Origin of the sequence: Mixta mediterraneensis (assembly GCF_014946725.1) — a bacterium.
Lineage (GTDB): Bacteria > Pseudomonadota > Gammaproteobacteria > Enterobacterales > Enterobacteriaceae > Pantoea > Pantoea mediterraneensis.
The window spans coordinates 17,863-32,979 of the sequence record NZ_JACFXY010000009.1; the positions used below are offsets into that span (position 1 = coordinate 17,863).

General features: G+C 54.1%; 14 protein-coding genes and 2 pseudogenes. 2 read left to right on the forward strand and 14 right to left on the reverse strand.

From position 1 onward, the window contains the following. Positions 1 to 4: 4 nt before the first annotated feature. The 11 genes and pseudogenes from H2P46_RS15850 to cysG form a co-directional block, all read right to left on the reverse strand. Complete coding sequence (locus H2P46_RS15850) at positions 5 to 631, reverse strand: protein-L-isoaspartate(D-aspartate) O-methyltransferase (RefSeq protein ID WP_193405893.1); 627 nt, start codon at positions 629 to 631, stop codon at positions 5 to 7. After that, the gene (gene surE, locus H2P46_RS15855; protein WP_193405894.1) at positions 625 to 1,386 is read right to left on the reverse strand and encodes a 5'/3'-nucleotidase SurE; all 762 of its coding nucleotides are present in this window, start codon (positions 1,384 to 1,386) and stop codon (positions 625 to 627) included. The genes H2P46_RS15850 and surE overlap by 7 nt, the downstream gene beginning before the upstream one ends. A gap of 264 nt (positions 1,387 to 1,650) precedes the next feature. Next, complete coding sequence (gene truD / locus H2P46_RS15860) at positions 1,651 to 2,691, reverse strand: tRNA pseudouridine(13) synthase TruD (protein WP_193405895.1); 1,041 nt, start codon at positions 2,689 to 2,691, stop codon at positions 1,651 to 1,653. Further along, positions 2,688 to 3,170, reverse strand: coding sequence for a 2-C-methyl-D-erythritol 2,4-cyclodiphosphate synthase (gene ispF / locus H2P46_RS15865; RefSeq protein WP_193405896.1), 483 nt, complete (start codon positions 3,168 to 3,170; stop codon positions 2,688 to 2,690). Before ispF ends, truD begins: the two co-directional genes overlap by 4 nt. Continuing rightward, positions 3,170 to 3,883, reverse strand: a complete 714-nt coding sequence (gene ispD / locus H2P46_RS15870; protein ID WP_193405897.1) for a 2-C-methyl-D-erythritol 4-phosphate cytidylyltransferase — start codon at positions 3,881 to 3,883, stop codon at positions 3,170 to 3,172. Before ispD ends, ispF begins: the two co-directional genes overlap by 1 nt. 3 nt (positions 3,884 to 3,886) lie before the next feature. Next, on the reverse strand, positions 3,887 to 4,201 hold the full coding sequence (gene ftsB, locus H2P46_RS15875) for a cell division protein FtsB (protein ID WP_193406020.1): 315 nt from the start codon (positions 4,199 to 4,201) through the stop codon (positions 3,887 to 3,889). A 156-nt stretch (positions 4,202 to 4,357) separates the two neighbouring features. After that, complete coding sequence (locus H2P46_RS15880; protein ID WP_193405898.1) at positions 4,358 to 4,678, reverse strand: DUF3561 family protein; 321 nt, start codon at positions 4,676 to 4,678, stop codon at positions 4,358 to 4,360. 53 nt (positions 4,679 to 4,731) lie between these two features. Further along, positions 4,732 to 5,337, reverse strand: a complete 606-nt coding sequence (gene cysC / locus H2P46_RS15885) for an adenylyl-sulfate kinase (RefSeq protein ID WP_193405899.1) — start codon at positions 5,335 to 5,337, stop codon at positions 4,732 to 4,734. Beyond that, positions 5,337 to 6,764, reverse strand: coding sequence for a sulfate adenylyltransferase subunit CysN (gene cysN / locus H2P46_RS15890; RefSeq protein WP_193405900.1), 1,428 nt, complete (start codon positions 6,762 to 6,764; stop codon positions 5,337 to 5,339). Before cysN ends, cysC begins: the two co-directional genes overlap by 1 nt. Positions 6,765 to 6,775: 11 nt before the next feature. After that, a pseudogene (cysD, locus tag H2P46_RS15895) lies at positions 6,776 to 7,698 on the reverse strand (sulfate adenylyltransferase subunit CysD). Between the two features lie 10 nt (positions 7,699 to 7,708). Next, positions 7,709 to 9,124 (reverse strand): siroheme synthase CysG, encoded by a 1,416-nt coding sequence (gene cysG / locus H2P46_RS15900; protein WP_193405901.1) that lies wholly within the window; start codon positions 9,122 to 9,124, stop codon positions 7,709 to 7,711. A gap of 255 nt (positions 9,125 to 9,379) precedes the next feature. On the opposite strand from cysG, the gene H2P46_RS15905 reads away from it, so the two are divergent. Together H2P46_RS15905 and H2P46_RS15910 are read left to right on the forward strand one after the other, a co-directional pair. Next, positions 9,380 to 10,399 (forward strand): aminopeptidase, encoded by a 1,020-nt coding sequence (locus H2P46_RS15905; protein ID WP_193406021.1) that lies wholly within the window; start codon positions 9,380 to 9,382, stop codon positions 10,397 to 10,399. A gap of 9 nt (positions 10,400 to 10,408) precedes the next feature. Then, complete coding sequence (locus tag H2P46_RS15910; protein ID WP_193405902.1) at positions 10,409 to 10,693, forward strand: YciI family protein; 285 nt, start codon at positions 10,409 to 10,411, stop codon at positions 10,691 to 10,693. A gap of 34 nt (positions 10,694 to 10,727) precedes the next feature. Here H2P46_RS15910 and cysH read toward each other — a convergent pair whose 3' ends face one another. The 3 genes and pseudogenes from cysH to cysJ all read right to left on the reverse strand — a co-directional run bounded on the left by cysH (position 10,728) and on the right by cysJ (position 14,995). Then, complete coding sequence (gene cysH, locus H2P46_RS15915; protein WP_193405903.1) at positions 10,728 to 11,462, reverse strand: phosphoadenosine phosphosulfate reductase; 735 nt, start codon at positions 11,460 to 11,462, stop codon at positions 10,728 to 10,730. Next, complete coding sequence (cysI, locus tag H2P46_RS15920; protein WP_193405904.1) at positions 11,459 to 13,183, reverse strand: assimilatory sulfite reductase (NADPH) hemoprotein subunit; 1,725 nt, start codon at positions 13,181 to 13,183, stop codon at positions 11,459 to 11,461. The genes cysH and cysI overlap by 4 nt, the downstream gene beginning before the upstream one ends. Further along, positions 13,183 to 14,995 (reverse strand): annotated as a pseudogene (gene cysJ / locus H2P46_RS15925) (NADPH-dependent assimilatory sulfite reductase flavoprotein subunit). The gene cysI and the pseudogene cysJ overlap by 1 nt, the downstream one beginning before the upstream one ends. Positions 14,996 to 15,117 lie beyond the last annotated feature (122 nt).

Consider the following 15,117-nt stretch of genomic DNA (forward strand, 5'->3'; position numbering starts at 1 on the left):
CGTGTTAAGCCAAATCGCCCTGCACTAAAGGTACGAATCGGACCGGTTCAATAATCTCTTCTACAAACTCTTCTCCTTTACGACGCAGGCGTTTCAGTACCTGCTGATCTTCGCCGACCGGAAGTACCATAATGCCGTCATCTGCCAGTTGCGCCATCAGCGCAATCGGAATTTCTGGGGGAGCAGCGGTTACGATGATGGCATCAAAAGGACCGCGGGCGGGCCAACCCTGCCAGCCATCACCGTGGCGCGTTGAAACATTATGCAGATCGAGTTGCTTCAGGCGACGCTTGGCCTGCCATTGCAACCCTTTGATGCGCTCGACCGAATAAACATGATCGACAAGATGAGCAAGGATCGCAGTTTGATAACCGGAACCCGTGCCAATTTCCAGCACGCGCGAATGCGGCTGTAGCTCAAGTAGCGCCGTCATGCGCGCCACCATATAGGGTTGGGAAATGGTCTGGCCTGAGCCAATCGGCAAGGCCACGTTATCCCAGGCTTTATGTTCAAACGCCTCGTCAATGAAACGCTCACGCGGCACATCAGCGATGGCCTTTAACAGGATTTCATCGTCAATGCCCTGCTGACGCAGTTGTGCCAGCAACGTTTCGATGCGCCGGTTCACCATGCCAGATTTACCTCAGCGTTAACCAGCCAGTCGGAAAGAACGTTCTGCGCGCCGTGCGCGGTAAGATCGACATGCAACGCGGTAACAGAAACGTAGCCCTGATCGACAGCGGCAAAATCGGTATCCGGACCGGCATCCAGCTTCTGCCCTGGCGGCCCGATCCAGTACAACGTATTACCGCGTGGATCTTGTTGAGGGATAACCTGATCTGCCGGATGACGGCTGCCACAGCGCGTTACGCGAATGCCTTTTATCTGATCAAGAGGCAAATCAGGGACATTAATATTGAGGATCCGGCCAGTACGCAGCGGCTCTCGCGTTAATGCTTTCAGAAAGGCGCAGGTGACCGCCGCCGCAGTTTTATAGTGCAGATGCCCATCCAGCGAAACTGCCAGCGCTGGCAAACCCAGATGTCGCCCTTCCATTGCCGCCGCGACGGTGCCGGAATAGATCACGTCATCGCCAAGATTAGGACCCGCATTGATGCCCGAAACCACAATTTCAGGCCGTGGCTGCATCAGTGCATTCACGCCAAGAAACACACAGTCAGTCGGCGTGCCCATTTGCACGGCAATGTCGCCATTATCATGGGTAAAAGTGCGCAACGGCGTTTCCAGCGTGAGAGAGTTCGAGGCCCCACTGCGATTACGATCGGGGGCGACTACCTGAACGTCGGCAAATTCCCGTAACGCCCTGGCAAGTATTTGAATGCCTGGCGCATGAATTCCGTCATCGTTGCTGAGGAGTATCCGCATTTTACCCTGACCTTTTTCAATTCAATCAAGCCTCCGCAGGCAGACAAGCTAAAAAGATCTGTCAAGCCCATACGGGGGTCTTTGCATTCTAGCGGCGGGTGATGCGAAGTGGTAGGCGTAAATATTCCCATTAGAGACGTTTGCCGTAACATTAAACGATGAATGTGCAATGTTACGGCAAACTTAAAGCTGCCGGGCTTAAAGCTGTTTGAGATAAAACCGGGGCAGGCTGACCTCCGGGAAAGGTTCCCTCACCTGACCGGCCTATTCGTCTACGCTGGCGTTACCGTCTGCATTGTTAACCAGTTCACGCACCACACTGGTGGCAAAACTTCCTGCTGGTAGCCAGAACTGCATTTCCAGCGTCGCGTCATCCCGCCAGGTCCAACGCAGATCGCGCGGCACGGCCAGCATGGCACGGCGTGCAGCATCCACACGCTCACGGTCGAGCAAGGCGAGTAGCTCTGCTGAATCGGCCAGCGTATGTTGTTCAAATGCCAGCGCCTCCGCCTGCGGACCGGCTTCGCCGCGTCCCGGCAAAGGTGCAGTAATACGCAGCTCATGCTGATCAACGCGCTTTTGCGACGCTTCCCGTTCCTCAGCCTGAACCACAAACCAACTACCGCGCCCGGCCAATTGCAACGCATCGCCATTTAATACCTGCGTTAATCCGCCGTGCTGCTGCAGTCGCGCGCTGGTGACCTGATTAAACAGCGCACTGCGCGCCGCAGACAGGATCAGGCTGCGCTTATGCCGATCGCGCAGGCAAATGTCATCGCGCGCCCATTGTTGCGCCATCTTCAGGTTATTGCCGTTGTGACCAAAACGCTGCTCGCCAAAATAGTTTGGCACGCCAGCATCGCGAATGGCGGCTAAGCGCTGCTCAACCGCATCGCGCTGACTGATTTGTCGAATAACCAGGCGAAACGCATTGCCCGCCAGCGCACCGATACGCAGCTTACGCTTGTGGCGCATCGCTGCAAGAATTTCCACCCCTTCCAGCGCGAAGCCGCATAGATCGGGCATTGCGTTCCCTGGCAGACGGAAACACAGCGTTTGCTCGGTGACGGCGAGCCGATCTTTCATCCCCGCATAGCTCATATCGCGAACATGGACCCCGAGATATTTCGCCAGCGCCTCGGCAACAAAGCGGGTATTCGCCCCCGTTTTGCGGATGCGTACCAGCAAATGTTCGCCTTCGCCGTCTGCGTCATAGCCAAGATCTTCTACCACCACGAAATCTTCCGGGTTGGCCTTGATCACGCCTGTTGCAGTCGGCGCGCCATGCAGATAATGCAATATCATGCGGATTCCACTTTCAGCAGCAGCGCCACCGCTTCGCAGGCGATACCCTCACCGCGTCCGGTAAAGCCAAGTTTTTCCGTCGTGGTCGCTTTGACGTTCACCTCATTCATATGGCAACCGAGATCTTCAGCGATGTTTACGCGCATTTGCGGAACGTGCGGCAGCATTTTCGGTGCCTGAGCGATAATCGTCACATCAACGTTACCGATACGGTAACCTTTTGCGGCAATACGCCGCCAGGCTTCACGCAGCAAACCGCGGCTGTCTGCCCCTTTAAATGCCGGATCGGTATCAGGGAACAGTTTGCCGATGTCACCCATCGCCACCGCCCCCAACAGCGCGTCGGTTAGCGCATGCAGCGCTACGTCGCCATCGGAATGGGCAATAAAACCCTGCTCAAATGGGATTCGCACGCCACCAATCACCAGAGGACCAACGCCCCCGAAGGCGTGAACGTCAAAACCGTGACCGATACGCATTATGCGCTCTCCTTTAATTGAATCTGACTAAGGTAAAAAGCCGCCAGGGCCAAATCTTCTGGCCGGGTTACTTTGATATTATCACTGCGCCCGCTGACCAGGAGCGGATGATAGCCACAATGTTCCAGCGCCGAGGCTTCATCAGTAATGTTGATACCTTCATTTAACGCCCGCGTCAGGCAGGCGGTCAGCAGCGCGTGAGGAAAATATTGTGGCGTTAAGGCATGCCAGAGATCGTCACGTTCAACCGTGTGTGCAATTGCCGCTTTACCCGGTTCGCCACGTTTCATGGTATCGCGCACCGGCGCAGCCAGAATGCCACCAACGTGACTTTGTTCACGAACCTGCAACAAGCGCGATAAATCTTCCAGATGCAGACAGGGGCGTGCCGCGTCATGCACCAGCACCCAGCTTGCGCTTCGCGCCGCGTCTAATCCTGCCAGCACCGACTCAGCCCGTGTCTCACCACCGATCACGCGTAATACACGCCGATCGCTTGCCAGCGGCAAGGTGGAAAAATGTTGATCATCGGGGCTGAGCGCAATGATGACCTGCTTGATAGCAGGATGGGAAAACAGGCGTGCGACGCTGTGTTCCAGAAGGGTGTGCTGACCAATTTTCAGGTACTGTTTAGGACAGCTCGCCTGCATGCGGCTGCCGATACCGGCCGCCGGCACCACGGCAATCACATCCAGAGAGGACAGATTGTTCATGTTTTATCGTTGTTGGTTTTGCGCAGCTTGCGCGTTACGTTTGTTCTGGTCAGGTACCAGCCGATAGAAGGTTTCACCAGGCTTAATCATGCCCAGTTCACTACGTGCGCGTTCCTCGATCGCTTCTGAGCCGCCATTGAGATCGTCAATTTCGGCGAACAGCTGATCGTTACGCGATTTAAGTTTGGCGTTATTCGCCTGTTGAACCGCAACGTCATCATTCACGCGCGTATAATCATGGATGCCATTTTTCCCCAGCCACAATGAGTATTGCAGCCAGCCAAGCAGCACCAATAGCAGTAACGTCAGTTTTCCCATCCCGCCCCCTAAAAACGGCTCAATCATCCCACAACTTTGCACAGGACTCCACACCAGCAGCGAAAATGCCCTGTTTTGCTGTACGAGTGACCAAATCAGGAGGAACTTAGCAGGTAAAGTTTTGTAACCTGCCGATGCGTTTGCACATCAGCGGGCTCACCAGCCGGAGAGAAAAGAGAACAGCAGCCAGAACAGGCAAATGACGGAAATAAGGGTAATCAGCGTGGTCCACAACAGTTGCCCACGCAACAGCATGCTCAGCGCAATGCCCACGATCACCGACACCGGTAACAGTGCGAGGAAAAATGGCCAGGTATAAAGAAAGAAGAACAGCGTATTAGAGCCATACAGTAGGAAAGGGATCGCCAGTGCACACCAGTAAGAAAGAAAACCAATAATAGCGCCCGGCAGCGACGAGCGAGGCTCATCCTGGGGCCGTTCATCTTTGCGTGCCAGCATAGGGGTAATATTCTGCATAGAAATCCTGGTGACCGAAGACGGCAAACCCATATCGATTTGCCGCTGTCTATTCAGGATCTGATAATATCGCGGTGGCGCAGCAGGTCTAACAATTGGGCAGTCAGTTTTGTAACCAATTGTTCGCCATCCAGCTGGATTTCCGGCTGCTCTGGCGCTTCATACACGCTATCAATCCCTGTGAAATTGCGTAATTCACCGGCGCGGGCTTTTTTATACAATCCTTTCGGATCGCGCGCCTCGCAAACGGCCAAAGGCGTATCGACAAACACCTCAACGAACTGGCCTTCGTCCAGTAAATCACGCACCATTTGCCGTTCGGCACGATGCGGCGAAATAAAAGCGGTGAGCACCACTAACCCGGCATCGACCATCAGTTTCGCCACTTCGCCAACCCGACGAATGTATTCCTTGCGATCATCATCGCTGAAGCCAAGATCACGGCATAAGCCATGACGCACATTATCGCCATCCAGTAAATAGCTGCTGACGCCCAGGCGATGCAGCGCCTGCTCAAGCGCACCCGCTACGGTAGATTTACCCGAGCCGGACAGCCCGGTAAACCACAGCACCACGCCCTGGTGGCCGTGCTGCTGTTCGCGCGCTTCACGCGTTACTGGATGATCGTGCCACACCACGTTATCATCGTGTTGCGCCATTATTTGCCACCCAGCAGATCGCGAGCATTCCAGTGAGGAAAGTGACGACGCACCAGCGCATTCAGTTCCAGCTCAAACGCGCTGAATTCACCGGTAGATTGCGGCGTATCCAGTAGCGGTTCATTAATCATGCCCGCGCCCACGGTAACGTTGCTCAGGCGATCAATAAAGATCATGCCTCCCGTCACCGGGTTCTGCTGATACGGATCTAACACCATCGGCTCATCAAACGTGATCTCAACCCGACCTATGCCGTTCAGCGGTAAGTTATCGACGCTGCGCTTCTCCAGCGAGTTGATTTCAACCTGATGGAGAACCTTTTCAACCCGGCCACGCGCTTTTTTACCGGCAATTTTGATGTCGTAGCTTTGACCCGCCTGCAACGGCTGCTCGGCCATCCACACCACGTCCAGCGTGGCGGCTTGTACTGCGCTCAGGCTGGCGCTGGCATCCACCAGTAAATCGCCACGGCTAATATCGATTTCATTTTCCAGCACCAACGTGATGGCTTCTCCAGCGCCAGCCTCTGGCAAATCGCCATCAAACGTCACGATGCGCGCAATGGACGATTCCACGCCAGACGGCAATACCTTAACGCGCTGTCCGACTTTCACGCTGCCAGACGCCAGCGTTCCCGCGTAGCCGCGAAAATCGAGATTCGGACGGTTTACGTACTGCACCGGGAAACGCATGGGTTGATGATCAACGACGCGGTTCAGTTCAACGGTTTCCAGCACGTCCAGCAGCGTCGGACCGCTGTACCAGGGCATCGTCTGGCTTGCCGAAGCCACATTATCCCCTTCCAGCGCCGACATCGGTACAAAACGGATATCCAGGTCTTGCGGCAACTGCTCAGCAAAATCGAGATAATCCTGTTTGATCTGCTCGAAAACGTCCTGCTTGTATGCCACCAGGTCCATTTTATTGATCGCTACGATCAGATGTTTGATACCCAGCAGGGTAGAAATAAAGCTGTGACGGCGAGTTTGATCCAGCACACCTTTGCGCGCGTCGATCAGCAAAATCGCTAAATCACAGGTTGACGCGCCAGTCGCCATATTACGCGTGTACTGTTCATGTCCCGGCGTGTCGGCAATGATAAACTTACGCTTCTCGGTGGAGAAATAGCGATACGCGACGTCAATAGTAATGCCCTGTTCGCGCTCGGCTTGCAGACCATCCACCAGCAGCGCCAGGTCGAGTTTCTCACCCTGGGTGCCGTGACGTTTGCTGTCGTTGTGCAGCGAGGAGAGCTGGTCCTCATAAATCTGGCGTGTGTCATGCAGCAAACGCCCAATCAGCGTACTTTTGCCATCATCAACGCTACCGCAGGTCAGGAAACGCAGCAGGCTTTTATGTTGTTGTGCGGTCAGCCAGGCTTCAACGCCGCCCTGATCGGCAATTTGTTGTGCAATAACAGTATTCATCTGGCGTCTCCTTAGAAATAACCCTGACGTTTTTTCAGTTCCATCGAACCGGACTGGTCGCGGTCGATCACGCGGCCCTGACGCTCGCTGGTAGTAGAAACCAGCATCTCTTCGATGATTTCCGGCAGCGTTTGCGCATCTGACTCTACAGCGCCGGTCAGAGGCCAGCAGCCAAGGGTACGGAAACGCACCATACGCTGCTTGATCACTTCGCCGGGCTGCAGATCGATGCGATCATCATCCACCATCATCAACATGCCATCACGCTCCAGTACCGGACGCGGCGCAGCGAGATATAACGGAACGATCTCGATATTTTCCAGGAAGATATACTGCCAGATGTCCAGCTCAGTCCAGTTCGACAGCGGGAACACACGTATGCTTTCGCCTTTGTTAATTTGACCGTTGTAGTTATGCCACAGCTCAGGGCGCTGATTTTTTGGATCCCAGCGATGGAAACGATCGCGGAACGAGTAAATACGTTCTTTCGCGCGTGACTTTTCTTCGTCACGACGTGCGCCACCAAAAGCTGCATCAAAACCGTATTTATTCAGCGCCTGCTTCAGGCCCTCGGTTTTCATGATGTCGGTGTGCTTCGCGCTACCATGTACAAACGGGTTAATGCCCATCGCTACGCCTTCCGGGTTACGATGAACCAGCAACTCGGCGCCCATCGCTTTCACGGTGCGATCGCGGAACGCATACATTTCCTGGAATTTCCAGCCGGTATCCACATGCAGCAGCGGAAACGGCAGCGTACCCGGATAAAACGCTTTACGCGCCAGATGCAGCATCACCGATGAGTCTTTACCGATGAGTCTTTACCGATGGAATACATCATCACCGGATTGCTGAACTCCGCCGCGACTTCGCGAATGATATGGATACTCTCTGCCTCTAACTGACGCAGATGAGTGAGCCTTTTTTGGTCCATAGTTTTTCCCTCAAGCCAGATTGACAACGGCGGACTCGCGAGTCCCCTGCTGTGCTGAATGTTGAAACCAGGCGAGCTGCCCGTGCAAATTGACCACTTCTCCAATCACTAACAGTGCCGGAGTCGGCGCTGATGCCACCAGCGCCTCAAGCTGTTCTAAGGTGCCGGTCAACACCTGTTGATCTTGTCGCGTACCGCGGCTGATTACCGCAACTGGCGTAGACGCGGCGCGTCCGTGCTGAATCAGCCCTGCGCTAATTTCAGCCGCTTTCACCGTGCCCATGTAAATCGCCAGTGTCTGGCGCGCACGCGCCAGTGATGACCAGTCAATGCCGTCGCCATCAGTACGGCAATGGCCGGTAATGAACAGCACGCTCTGTGCATGATCGCGATGCGTTAATGGAATGCCCGCATAGGCCGTTGCGCCTGCTGCAGCGGTAACGCCGGGTACGACCTGAAAAGGAATACCCGCCTGCTGTGCAGCCTGTAGCTCTTCCCCGCCCCGACCAAAAATAAACGGGTCACCGCCTTTCAGGCGCACCACGCGTTTGCCTTGTCGTGCCAGTTTGACCAACAGGTGATTTGTCTCTTCCTGCGGCACCGAATGTGCGCCTGCGCGTTTGCCCACACAGATGCGATCGGCATCGCGGCGCACCAGATCCAGGACTTCGTCGCTGACCAGATGGTCGTAGAGCACTACGTCTGCCAGCTGCATGACCTGCAGGCCACGTAACGTCAGCAAGCCACTGTCGCCAGGGCCTGCACCCACCAGAATAATTTCGCCCTGGCGACGGGGTTCATCGCTCAGTTCACGTTCAAGCGTCAGCTTCGCTTCATTTACATTGCCCGCCGCCATCTGGCTGGCGAACAACCCATTAAATGCACGCTCCCAAAAGCGACGGCGATCGGCCATGCGGGTAAACCGCTGTTTTACTTTATCGCGCCAAAGACCTGCCACCTCTGCCATTTGGCCAAGATTGGCAGGCAGCAGCGCTTCAAGTTTTTCACGTAAGATGCGCGCCAGCACTGGCGCAGTGCCGCTGGATGAGATCGCCACCACCAGCGGTGAACGATCCACGATGGAAGGAAAAATAAAGCTGCATTTTGGCTGGTCATCAACCACATTCACCAGCTTCTGCCGTGCGTTAGCCGTCTCAAATACCTGCGCGTTCAGCGCATTGTCATCCGTTGCCGCAATCACCAGAAACACACCGTCGAGCTGAGCCGGATCAAAGGCGGTTGCCAGCCATTCCAGCTGTTGCGTCTCATGCAGCGACTGTAGCTCGGGACAGAGTTCGCGCGCAGCAATCTGCACACGCGCACCTGCACGACGTAGCAATTCTGTTTTCCGCGCCGCAATTTCTCCACCGCCGACAACCAAAACTGGCCGGCCTTTGAGACTGGCAAAAAGAGGCAAATAATCCACGTTAACCTTAGCGTTGTAACTTTGCGTTAACGCGACTATACGCCCCGGTGTTTATCCAGATGAAATTACGAATTGGAATGAGTAGTTCCCGAATGGAATAACGGGCGAAGAAAGCTCAGAACAAAATGTGCTTAGCGGATGATCTTACGAGCCTTTCGGAGCGAATCAAATTGTGTAATGAGGGTCACAGTTTCATACTAAGCGCGAAATTTTTTTCGACATTTTTGTTACGGAATGAGCCACAAGGAACGCCGCATGTTTGCCTCTCTCCGCCTGACCGCGCTGGCGGTGCTGCTCAGTTGCAGCTGTATTTTTCCTGCCCAGGCTGCGACTGACGCCCCAGGACAGTTTGCTGAACAGCAAATACGCCATATCGCTACCTATTTTCCCGGCCGTATGGGCGGTAGTCCGGCTGAACTTATGGCCGCCGATTACTTACAACAACAATTTATCTCATTGGGTTTTCAGACTAACACCCGTCAGTTTAATACCGGTTACGACTGGCATGAGAGTGATGGCAAAATACGCTGGCATAAACTTACGGCAACGTCAGTGATTGCCGCTCGTGCCGGTAGCGAGCCGCAGGAAATTCTCATCGTCGCGCATCTTGATACCTGGACGCCGCAAAGCAGTAGTCAGGCAAATCAAAATATAGGTGGCCTGCGTCTGCAAGGCGTTGATGACAACGCTTCCGGCTTAGGTGTCATGCTGGAGCTGGCGAAAAAGCTAAGTGAAAAACCGCTGCACTACGGCGTGCGCTTTGTCGCGCTGAGCGCAGGTGAAGCGAACCTGCACGGCATGGATGATTATGTGGCGCGCATGAGCGATAAAGAGAAGAAAAATACTTTACTGGTCATTGATCTCAATAGCTTGATTACCGGCGATCGTCTTTACTTTAATAGCGGCCTGAATACACCGCGCGCGGTACGTAAGCAAACCAGCGAGCGAGCATTGTATCTGGCGCGTGAACTGGGTATTCCGGCGGCAAGCCACCAACTGAACCGCAAAGATTATCCTGGCATTAATGCCTTTGATAAAGCAGGCTTCCCGCTGCTGGACGTTACCGCCAGTAACTGGGCGTCTGGAAATCAGGATGGCGCGCAGCAGCGTAGCCGCACACGCCACTTTCCTGACGGCACCACGCGCCATCAAACTGACCGTGATAATCTCGCTTATCTGGATCGCTGGCTGGCGGGCCGCATTACCCAGCGCACCCGCGAAAGCGTGAAAGTATTGCTGCCGCTGCTCAGCGAGCTCACTCACCCCAAAGTATGAGGATCTGACATGTACGTAGTTTATCTGAGCTACTCTCGTCCTGTAGAAGAAGTCGAAGCCTTGCTGGAACTGCATGTTCAGTGGCTGGATCGTTATTTTGATGCCGGTGTTTTTATTGCGGCTGGAAGAAAGGATCCACGTACTGGCGGCATGGTGCTGGTAAAGGATATTGATCGTGATCGTCTGGATACGATTCTGGCAGAAGATCCGTTTGTGGCGGTCGCAAATTACGAGGGAACAAAAGTGAACGTGACGCGTGCAGCCGAGGCGTTTGCTGCCTTAAGAGAGGTCTGATGATAAGGACGCCAGCTGGCGTCCTTATTATTCACTAGCCTTCGTGCAGACCGCATTCGCGCTTCAGGCCAAAGAAGCGCGTCTCTTCTTCCGCCATGCCGGGTTCCCACTTACGCGTAGTATGAGTGTCGCCGACCGAAAGATACCCTTCATCCCATAGCGGATGGTATTTCAGGTTATTTCCCTGTAAGTACTGATGGATCTGACGGTTGTCCCAGTCAATGATTGGCAGCACCTTAAACACGCCGCGCTGTACGCCTAGCACGGGCAAATTCGCCCGACTGCCAGACTGATCGCGACGCAAACCGGCAAACCAGGTTTGTGCGCCCAGTGCTTCCAGCCCGCGATTCATCGGCTCCACTTTATTGATTGCGTTGTACTTTTCGATACCTTCAACGCCCTGTTCCCAAAGCTTACCGTAACGCGCCTCCTGCCAGGCAGGTGACGTCTCCGCGTGGAACACTTTCAGGTTCAGATTGAGCTGGTCAGCCAGCTCATCGATAAAGCGGTAGGTTTCAGGAAACAGATAGCCGGTATCGGTCAGGATCACCGGAATATCTGGCTGCTGACGCGTCACTAAGTGCAGCGACACCGCCGCCTGAATACCGAAACTGGAGGAGAGCACGTAAACGCCCGGTAAATTCTCCAGCGCCCAACTCACGCGCTCTTCAGCAGAAGATTTCTCCAGCTGTGCGTTGGTTGCGGCCAGCGCCATGGCGCGCTGTACCGGGGACATTTCATTCAGTGCTGCGAGGTCTAACTGGCTCATTTTACCTCCTGATCCCAAAAATCACGCGCGGGGTCCACTACCGGTTTTACGATCCCAGCGCGGATAACAAAGTCGCCAAAACCTTCTTCACCCTGACGCTCTTGCGCCCAACGACCGACCAGGTCATCGATGCTTGCAAGGATCTCGCTTTCGGTAATGTTTTCGCGATACATGCGCGGAATACGCGTGCCTATGCGATTACCGCCGATGTGCAGGTTATAACGACCTGGTGCTTTGCCGACTAAACCGATTTCAGCCAGCATGGCACGACCACAACCGTTAGGACAACCGGTAACGCGTAACACGATGTGCTCTTCGCCAACGCCGTGTCCGTGCATGATCTCTTCAACTTTAGTTACAAAGGATGGCAGGAAACGCTCGGCTTCAGCCATGGCCAGCGGACACGTTGGGAACGCCACACAGGCCATGGAATTTTCACGCTGCGGCGTGATGTTTTCCATTAAGCCATGCTTACGCGCAATGGCCTCGATAGCGGCTTTTTCACTTTCCGGTACGCCTGCCACAATTAAATTCTGGTTAGCGGTCAGGCGGAAATCGCCCTGGTGAATTTTGGCAATTTCGGCGATGCCGCTTTTCAGCGGACGGCCCGGATAGTCCAGCAAGCGCCCATTTTCAATAAACAGCGTCAGGTGCCATTTATTGTCGATGCCTTTGATCCAGCCAATACGATCGCCACGCGTGGTGAATTCATAAGGGCGAACCGGCTCAAACGTTAAACCAGCACGCTTCTCAACTTCGGCTTTAAACGTCTCAACGCCAACACGTTCAAGCGTGTATTTGGTTTTGGCGTTTTTACGATCGGTGCGATTACCCCAGTCGCGCTGCGTCGTTACCACGGCTTCTGCCACATCAAGGATCTTTTCCACCGGCAGATAACCAAACTCACTTGCGGTACGCGCATAGGTCGCTTTGTTACCGTGTTCAATCGACAAACCGCCGCCAACCAGAAGATTAAAACCGATCAATTTGCCCTTCTCTGCGATGGCAATAAAGTTCAGATCGTTAGCATGGAGATCCACATCGTTATGCGGCGGGATCACCACAGTAGTTTTGAACTTACGCGGCAGATAAGTTTCACCAAGGATCGGCTCCTCATCAGTGGTGGCGACTTTCTCCTGATCCCACCAGATTTCCGCATAAGCGCGGGTGCGTGGCAGCAGGTGCTCAGAAAGTTTTTTCGCCCACTCGTAGGCTTCCTGATGTAATTCCGACTCTATCGGGTTTGAGGTACATAACACGTTACGGTTCACATCGTTAGCCGTTGCCAGCGCATCAAGGCCGACTTCGTGCAGCATCTGGTGTGACGGTTTTACGTTTTTCTTTAAGATGCCGTGAAACTGAAAAGTCTGGCGGTTAGTCAGGCGAATGCTGCCGTAAAGGGTTTTATCGGTCGCAAATTTATCAATCGCCAGCCACTGATGTGGCGTGATGATGCCGCCTGGTAAACGACAACGCAGCATCATCGCGTGACGCGCTTCCAGCTTCTGCCCGGCACGTTCGGCTCGAATGTCACGGTCATCCTGTTGGTACATGCCGTGAAAACGGATCAACAGGAAATTGTCGCCAGTAAAACCGCCCGTCAGGCCATCGTCGAGATCGTCAAGGATAGTGCCACGCAGGTAGTTACTCTGTTTTTTCAGACGCTCGGCGTCCGCTAATTTGCCTTCGACAACCCGCGGTCCAGGGTGTTTTTCGCTCATTAGTAAACGTCTCGCTGATAACGGCGCTCAATGCGCAGTTCACTTAAAAATTCGTCAGCCGTTTCACGATCCATTCCACCGTGTTCGACCACCACATCCAGCAATGCCTGCTCGACGTCTTTTGCCATGCGATTCGCGTCACCGCAAACGTAAAGGTGGGCACCTTCTTCAATCCAGCGCCACACGTCTGCCCCTTTGGCACGGATTTTATCTTGTACATAGATCTTCTCAGCCTGATCGCGTGACCACGCCAAATCGATATGGGTCAACAAGCCATCCTTCACGTATTTTTGCCACTCAACCTGATACAGGAAATCCTCAGTGAAATGTGGGTTGCCGAAGAACAGCCAGTTTTTACCGGCAGCGCCATCGTTATCGCGCTGCTGCATAAAAGCGCGGAACGGTGCGATGCCCGTACCCGGTCCGATCATGATGACCGGGGCGTCCGGGTTAGTCGGCAGACGAAAGTTATCGTTGTGCTCAATAAACACACGAATTTCGCCATCTTCCTCAATGCGATCCGCAAGCCAGGTGGATGCGCCACCGCCGCGTTGCCGATCTTCAATATCAAAACGCACCGCCCCCACAGTGATATGCACTTCAGTGTCGGTTTCGGCCTGCGAAGAAGCAATGGAGTAAAGACGCGGCGTTAATGGACGCAGCAAACCACACAGCTGTTCAGCAGTAAGTTCAGCCGGTGCCAGCCGGTGCCAGCCGCACCATATCGACAATGGGATAATACTGCGCATATTTCTGCAGCTTAGCTTTGTCATCGACCAGCGACAGCAACTCTTCGTTGCGCGACAGCGTTGCGTATTGCGCCACGATCTGTGCAGTATTCACCGTCAGTTCAAAGTGCTTTTGTAATGCTTCGGCCAATGACAGGGTTTGTCCATTAATATTGACCGGTTCATCACCTTTCAGCCATACCAGCTCAAGCAGTTCCTTAACCAGCTCCGCGTCGTTTTCATACCATACGCCAAGCGCATCGCCTGGCTGATAGCGCAGACCAGAATCACCTAAGTCGATTTCAATGTGGCGCACGTCTTTGTCAGAATCGCGACCGGTGATTTTCTGATTCACGGCAAAGCTGGCGCTGAGTGGCGCTTCTTTGGTATACGGACTGCTGAACACTTCATTTACGCTACCCGCTGCGGTTACCGCGGCTTGCGCTGCCGACTCAGTAGGTACGCGCTTTTTCAGTATCTCCGTCAGCGCGCTGCGCCAGGCTGCTGCCTGATCGGCATATTCAACGTCAGCGTCCACGCGATCCAGCAAGCGTTCGGCACCCAGTTCTGCCAGGCGACCATCAAAATCTTTACCCGCTTTACTGAAAAATTCATACGATGTATCGCCAAGACCAAACACCGCGAAAGCGGCTCCGTCCATTTTTGGCGCTTTTTTCGACATCAGGAATTTATGCAACGCCACCGCTTCTTCTGGCGGCTCACCTTCGCCCTGCGTAGACGTCACCACTACCAGCAGTTTTTTCTGGCCGATCTGTTTGAATTTATAATCGCCGGCATTCACCAGGTTGACGCTCAGTTTGGCTGCCAGTAAGTCATCACGCAGCTGCTCTGCCAGGCGGCGAGCATTGCCGGTCTGTGAGGCCGAGAGCAGCGTAACGGCCGGAATCTCAGCCTGTGCAGGCGCGCTTGCTGCCACGCTGCCGGGAGTTTGGTTGACCATGCCCCAGAAATAACCTGAGAGCCACGCCATTTGTGTAGTGGAAAAATCCGTCGTCGCCGCCTGTAAGCGAGCGAGTTGCTCCGGCGAGAGCGGGAGCATTGAACCTGGTGCCTGAGTCGTCATCGCGTTAAAAATTCCAGTATCAGAAGTCCGGACCGTAAAATGGCGGAAGAGTGAGTAGGTTACCGGGCCGTATATTAACGATTAAATAAAGCTTCGACATATTTAATAACCAAAATGACTAA

Coding starts and splice junctions, on each gene's coding strand:
- cysI (WP_193405904.1), bottom strand. CDS start 13,183: ATGAGCGAAAAACACCCTGGACCGCGGGTTGTCGAAGGCAAATTAGCG.
- ispD (WP_193405897.1), bottom strand. CDS start 3,883: ATGAACAATCTGTCCTCTCTGGATGTGATTGCCGTGGTGCCGGCGGCC.
- truD (WP_193405895.1), bottom strand. CDS start 2,691: ATGATATTGCATTATCTGCATGGCGCGCCGACTGCAACAGGCGTGATC.
- cysH (WP_193405903.1), bottom strand. CDS start 11,462: ATGAGCCAGTTAGACCTCGCAGCACTGAATGAAATGTCCCCGGTACAG.
- cysN (WP_193405900.1), bottom strand. CDS start 6,764: ATGAATACTGTTATTGCACAACAAATTGCCGATCAGGGCGGCGTTGAA.
- ftsB (WP_193406020.1), bottom strand. CDS start 4,201: ATGGGAAAACTGACGTTACTGCTATTGGTGCTGCTTGGCTGGCTGCAA.
- ispF (WP_193405896.1), bottom strand. CDS start 3,170: ATGCGTATCGGTCACGGTTTTGACGTTCACGCCTTCGGGGGCGTTGGT.
- H2P46_RS15850 (WP_193405893.1), bottom strand. CDS start 631: ATGGTGAACCGGCGCATCGAAACGTTGCTGGCACAACTGCGTCAGCAG.
- H2P46_RS15880 (WP_193405898.1), bottom strand. CDS start 4,678: ATGCAGAATATTACCCCTATGCTGGCACGCAAAGATGAACGGCCCCAG.
- H2P46_RS15910 (WP_193405902.1), top strand. CDS start 10,409: ATGTACGTAGTTTATCTGAGCTACTCTCGTCCTGTAGAAGAAGTCGAA.
- H2P46_RS15905 (WP_193406021.1), top strand. CDS start 9,380: ATGTTTGCCTCTCTCCGCCTGACCGCGCTGGCGGTGCTGCTCAGTTGC.
- cysC (WP_193405899.1), bottom strand. CDS start 5,337: ATGGCGCAACACGATGATAACGTGGTGTGGCACGATCATCCAGTAACG.
- surE (WP_193405894.1), bottom strand. CDS start 1,386: ATGCGGATACTCCTCAGCAACGATGACGGAATTCATGCGCCAGGCATT.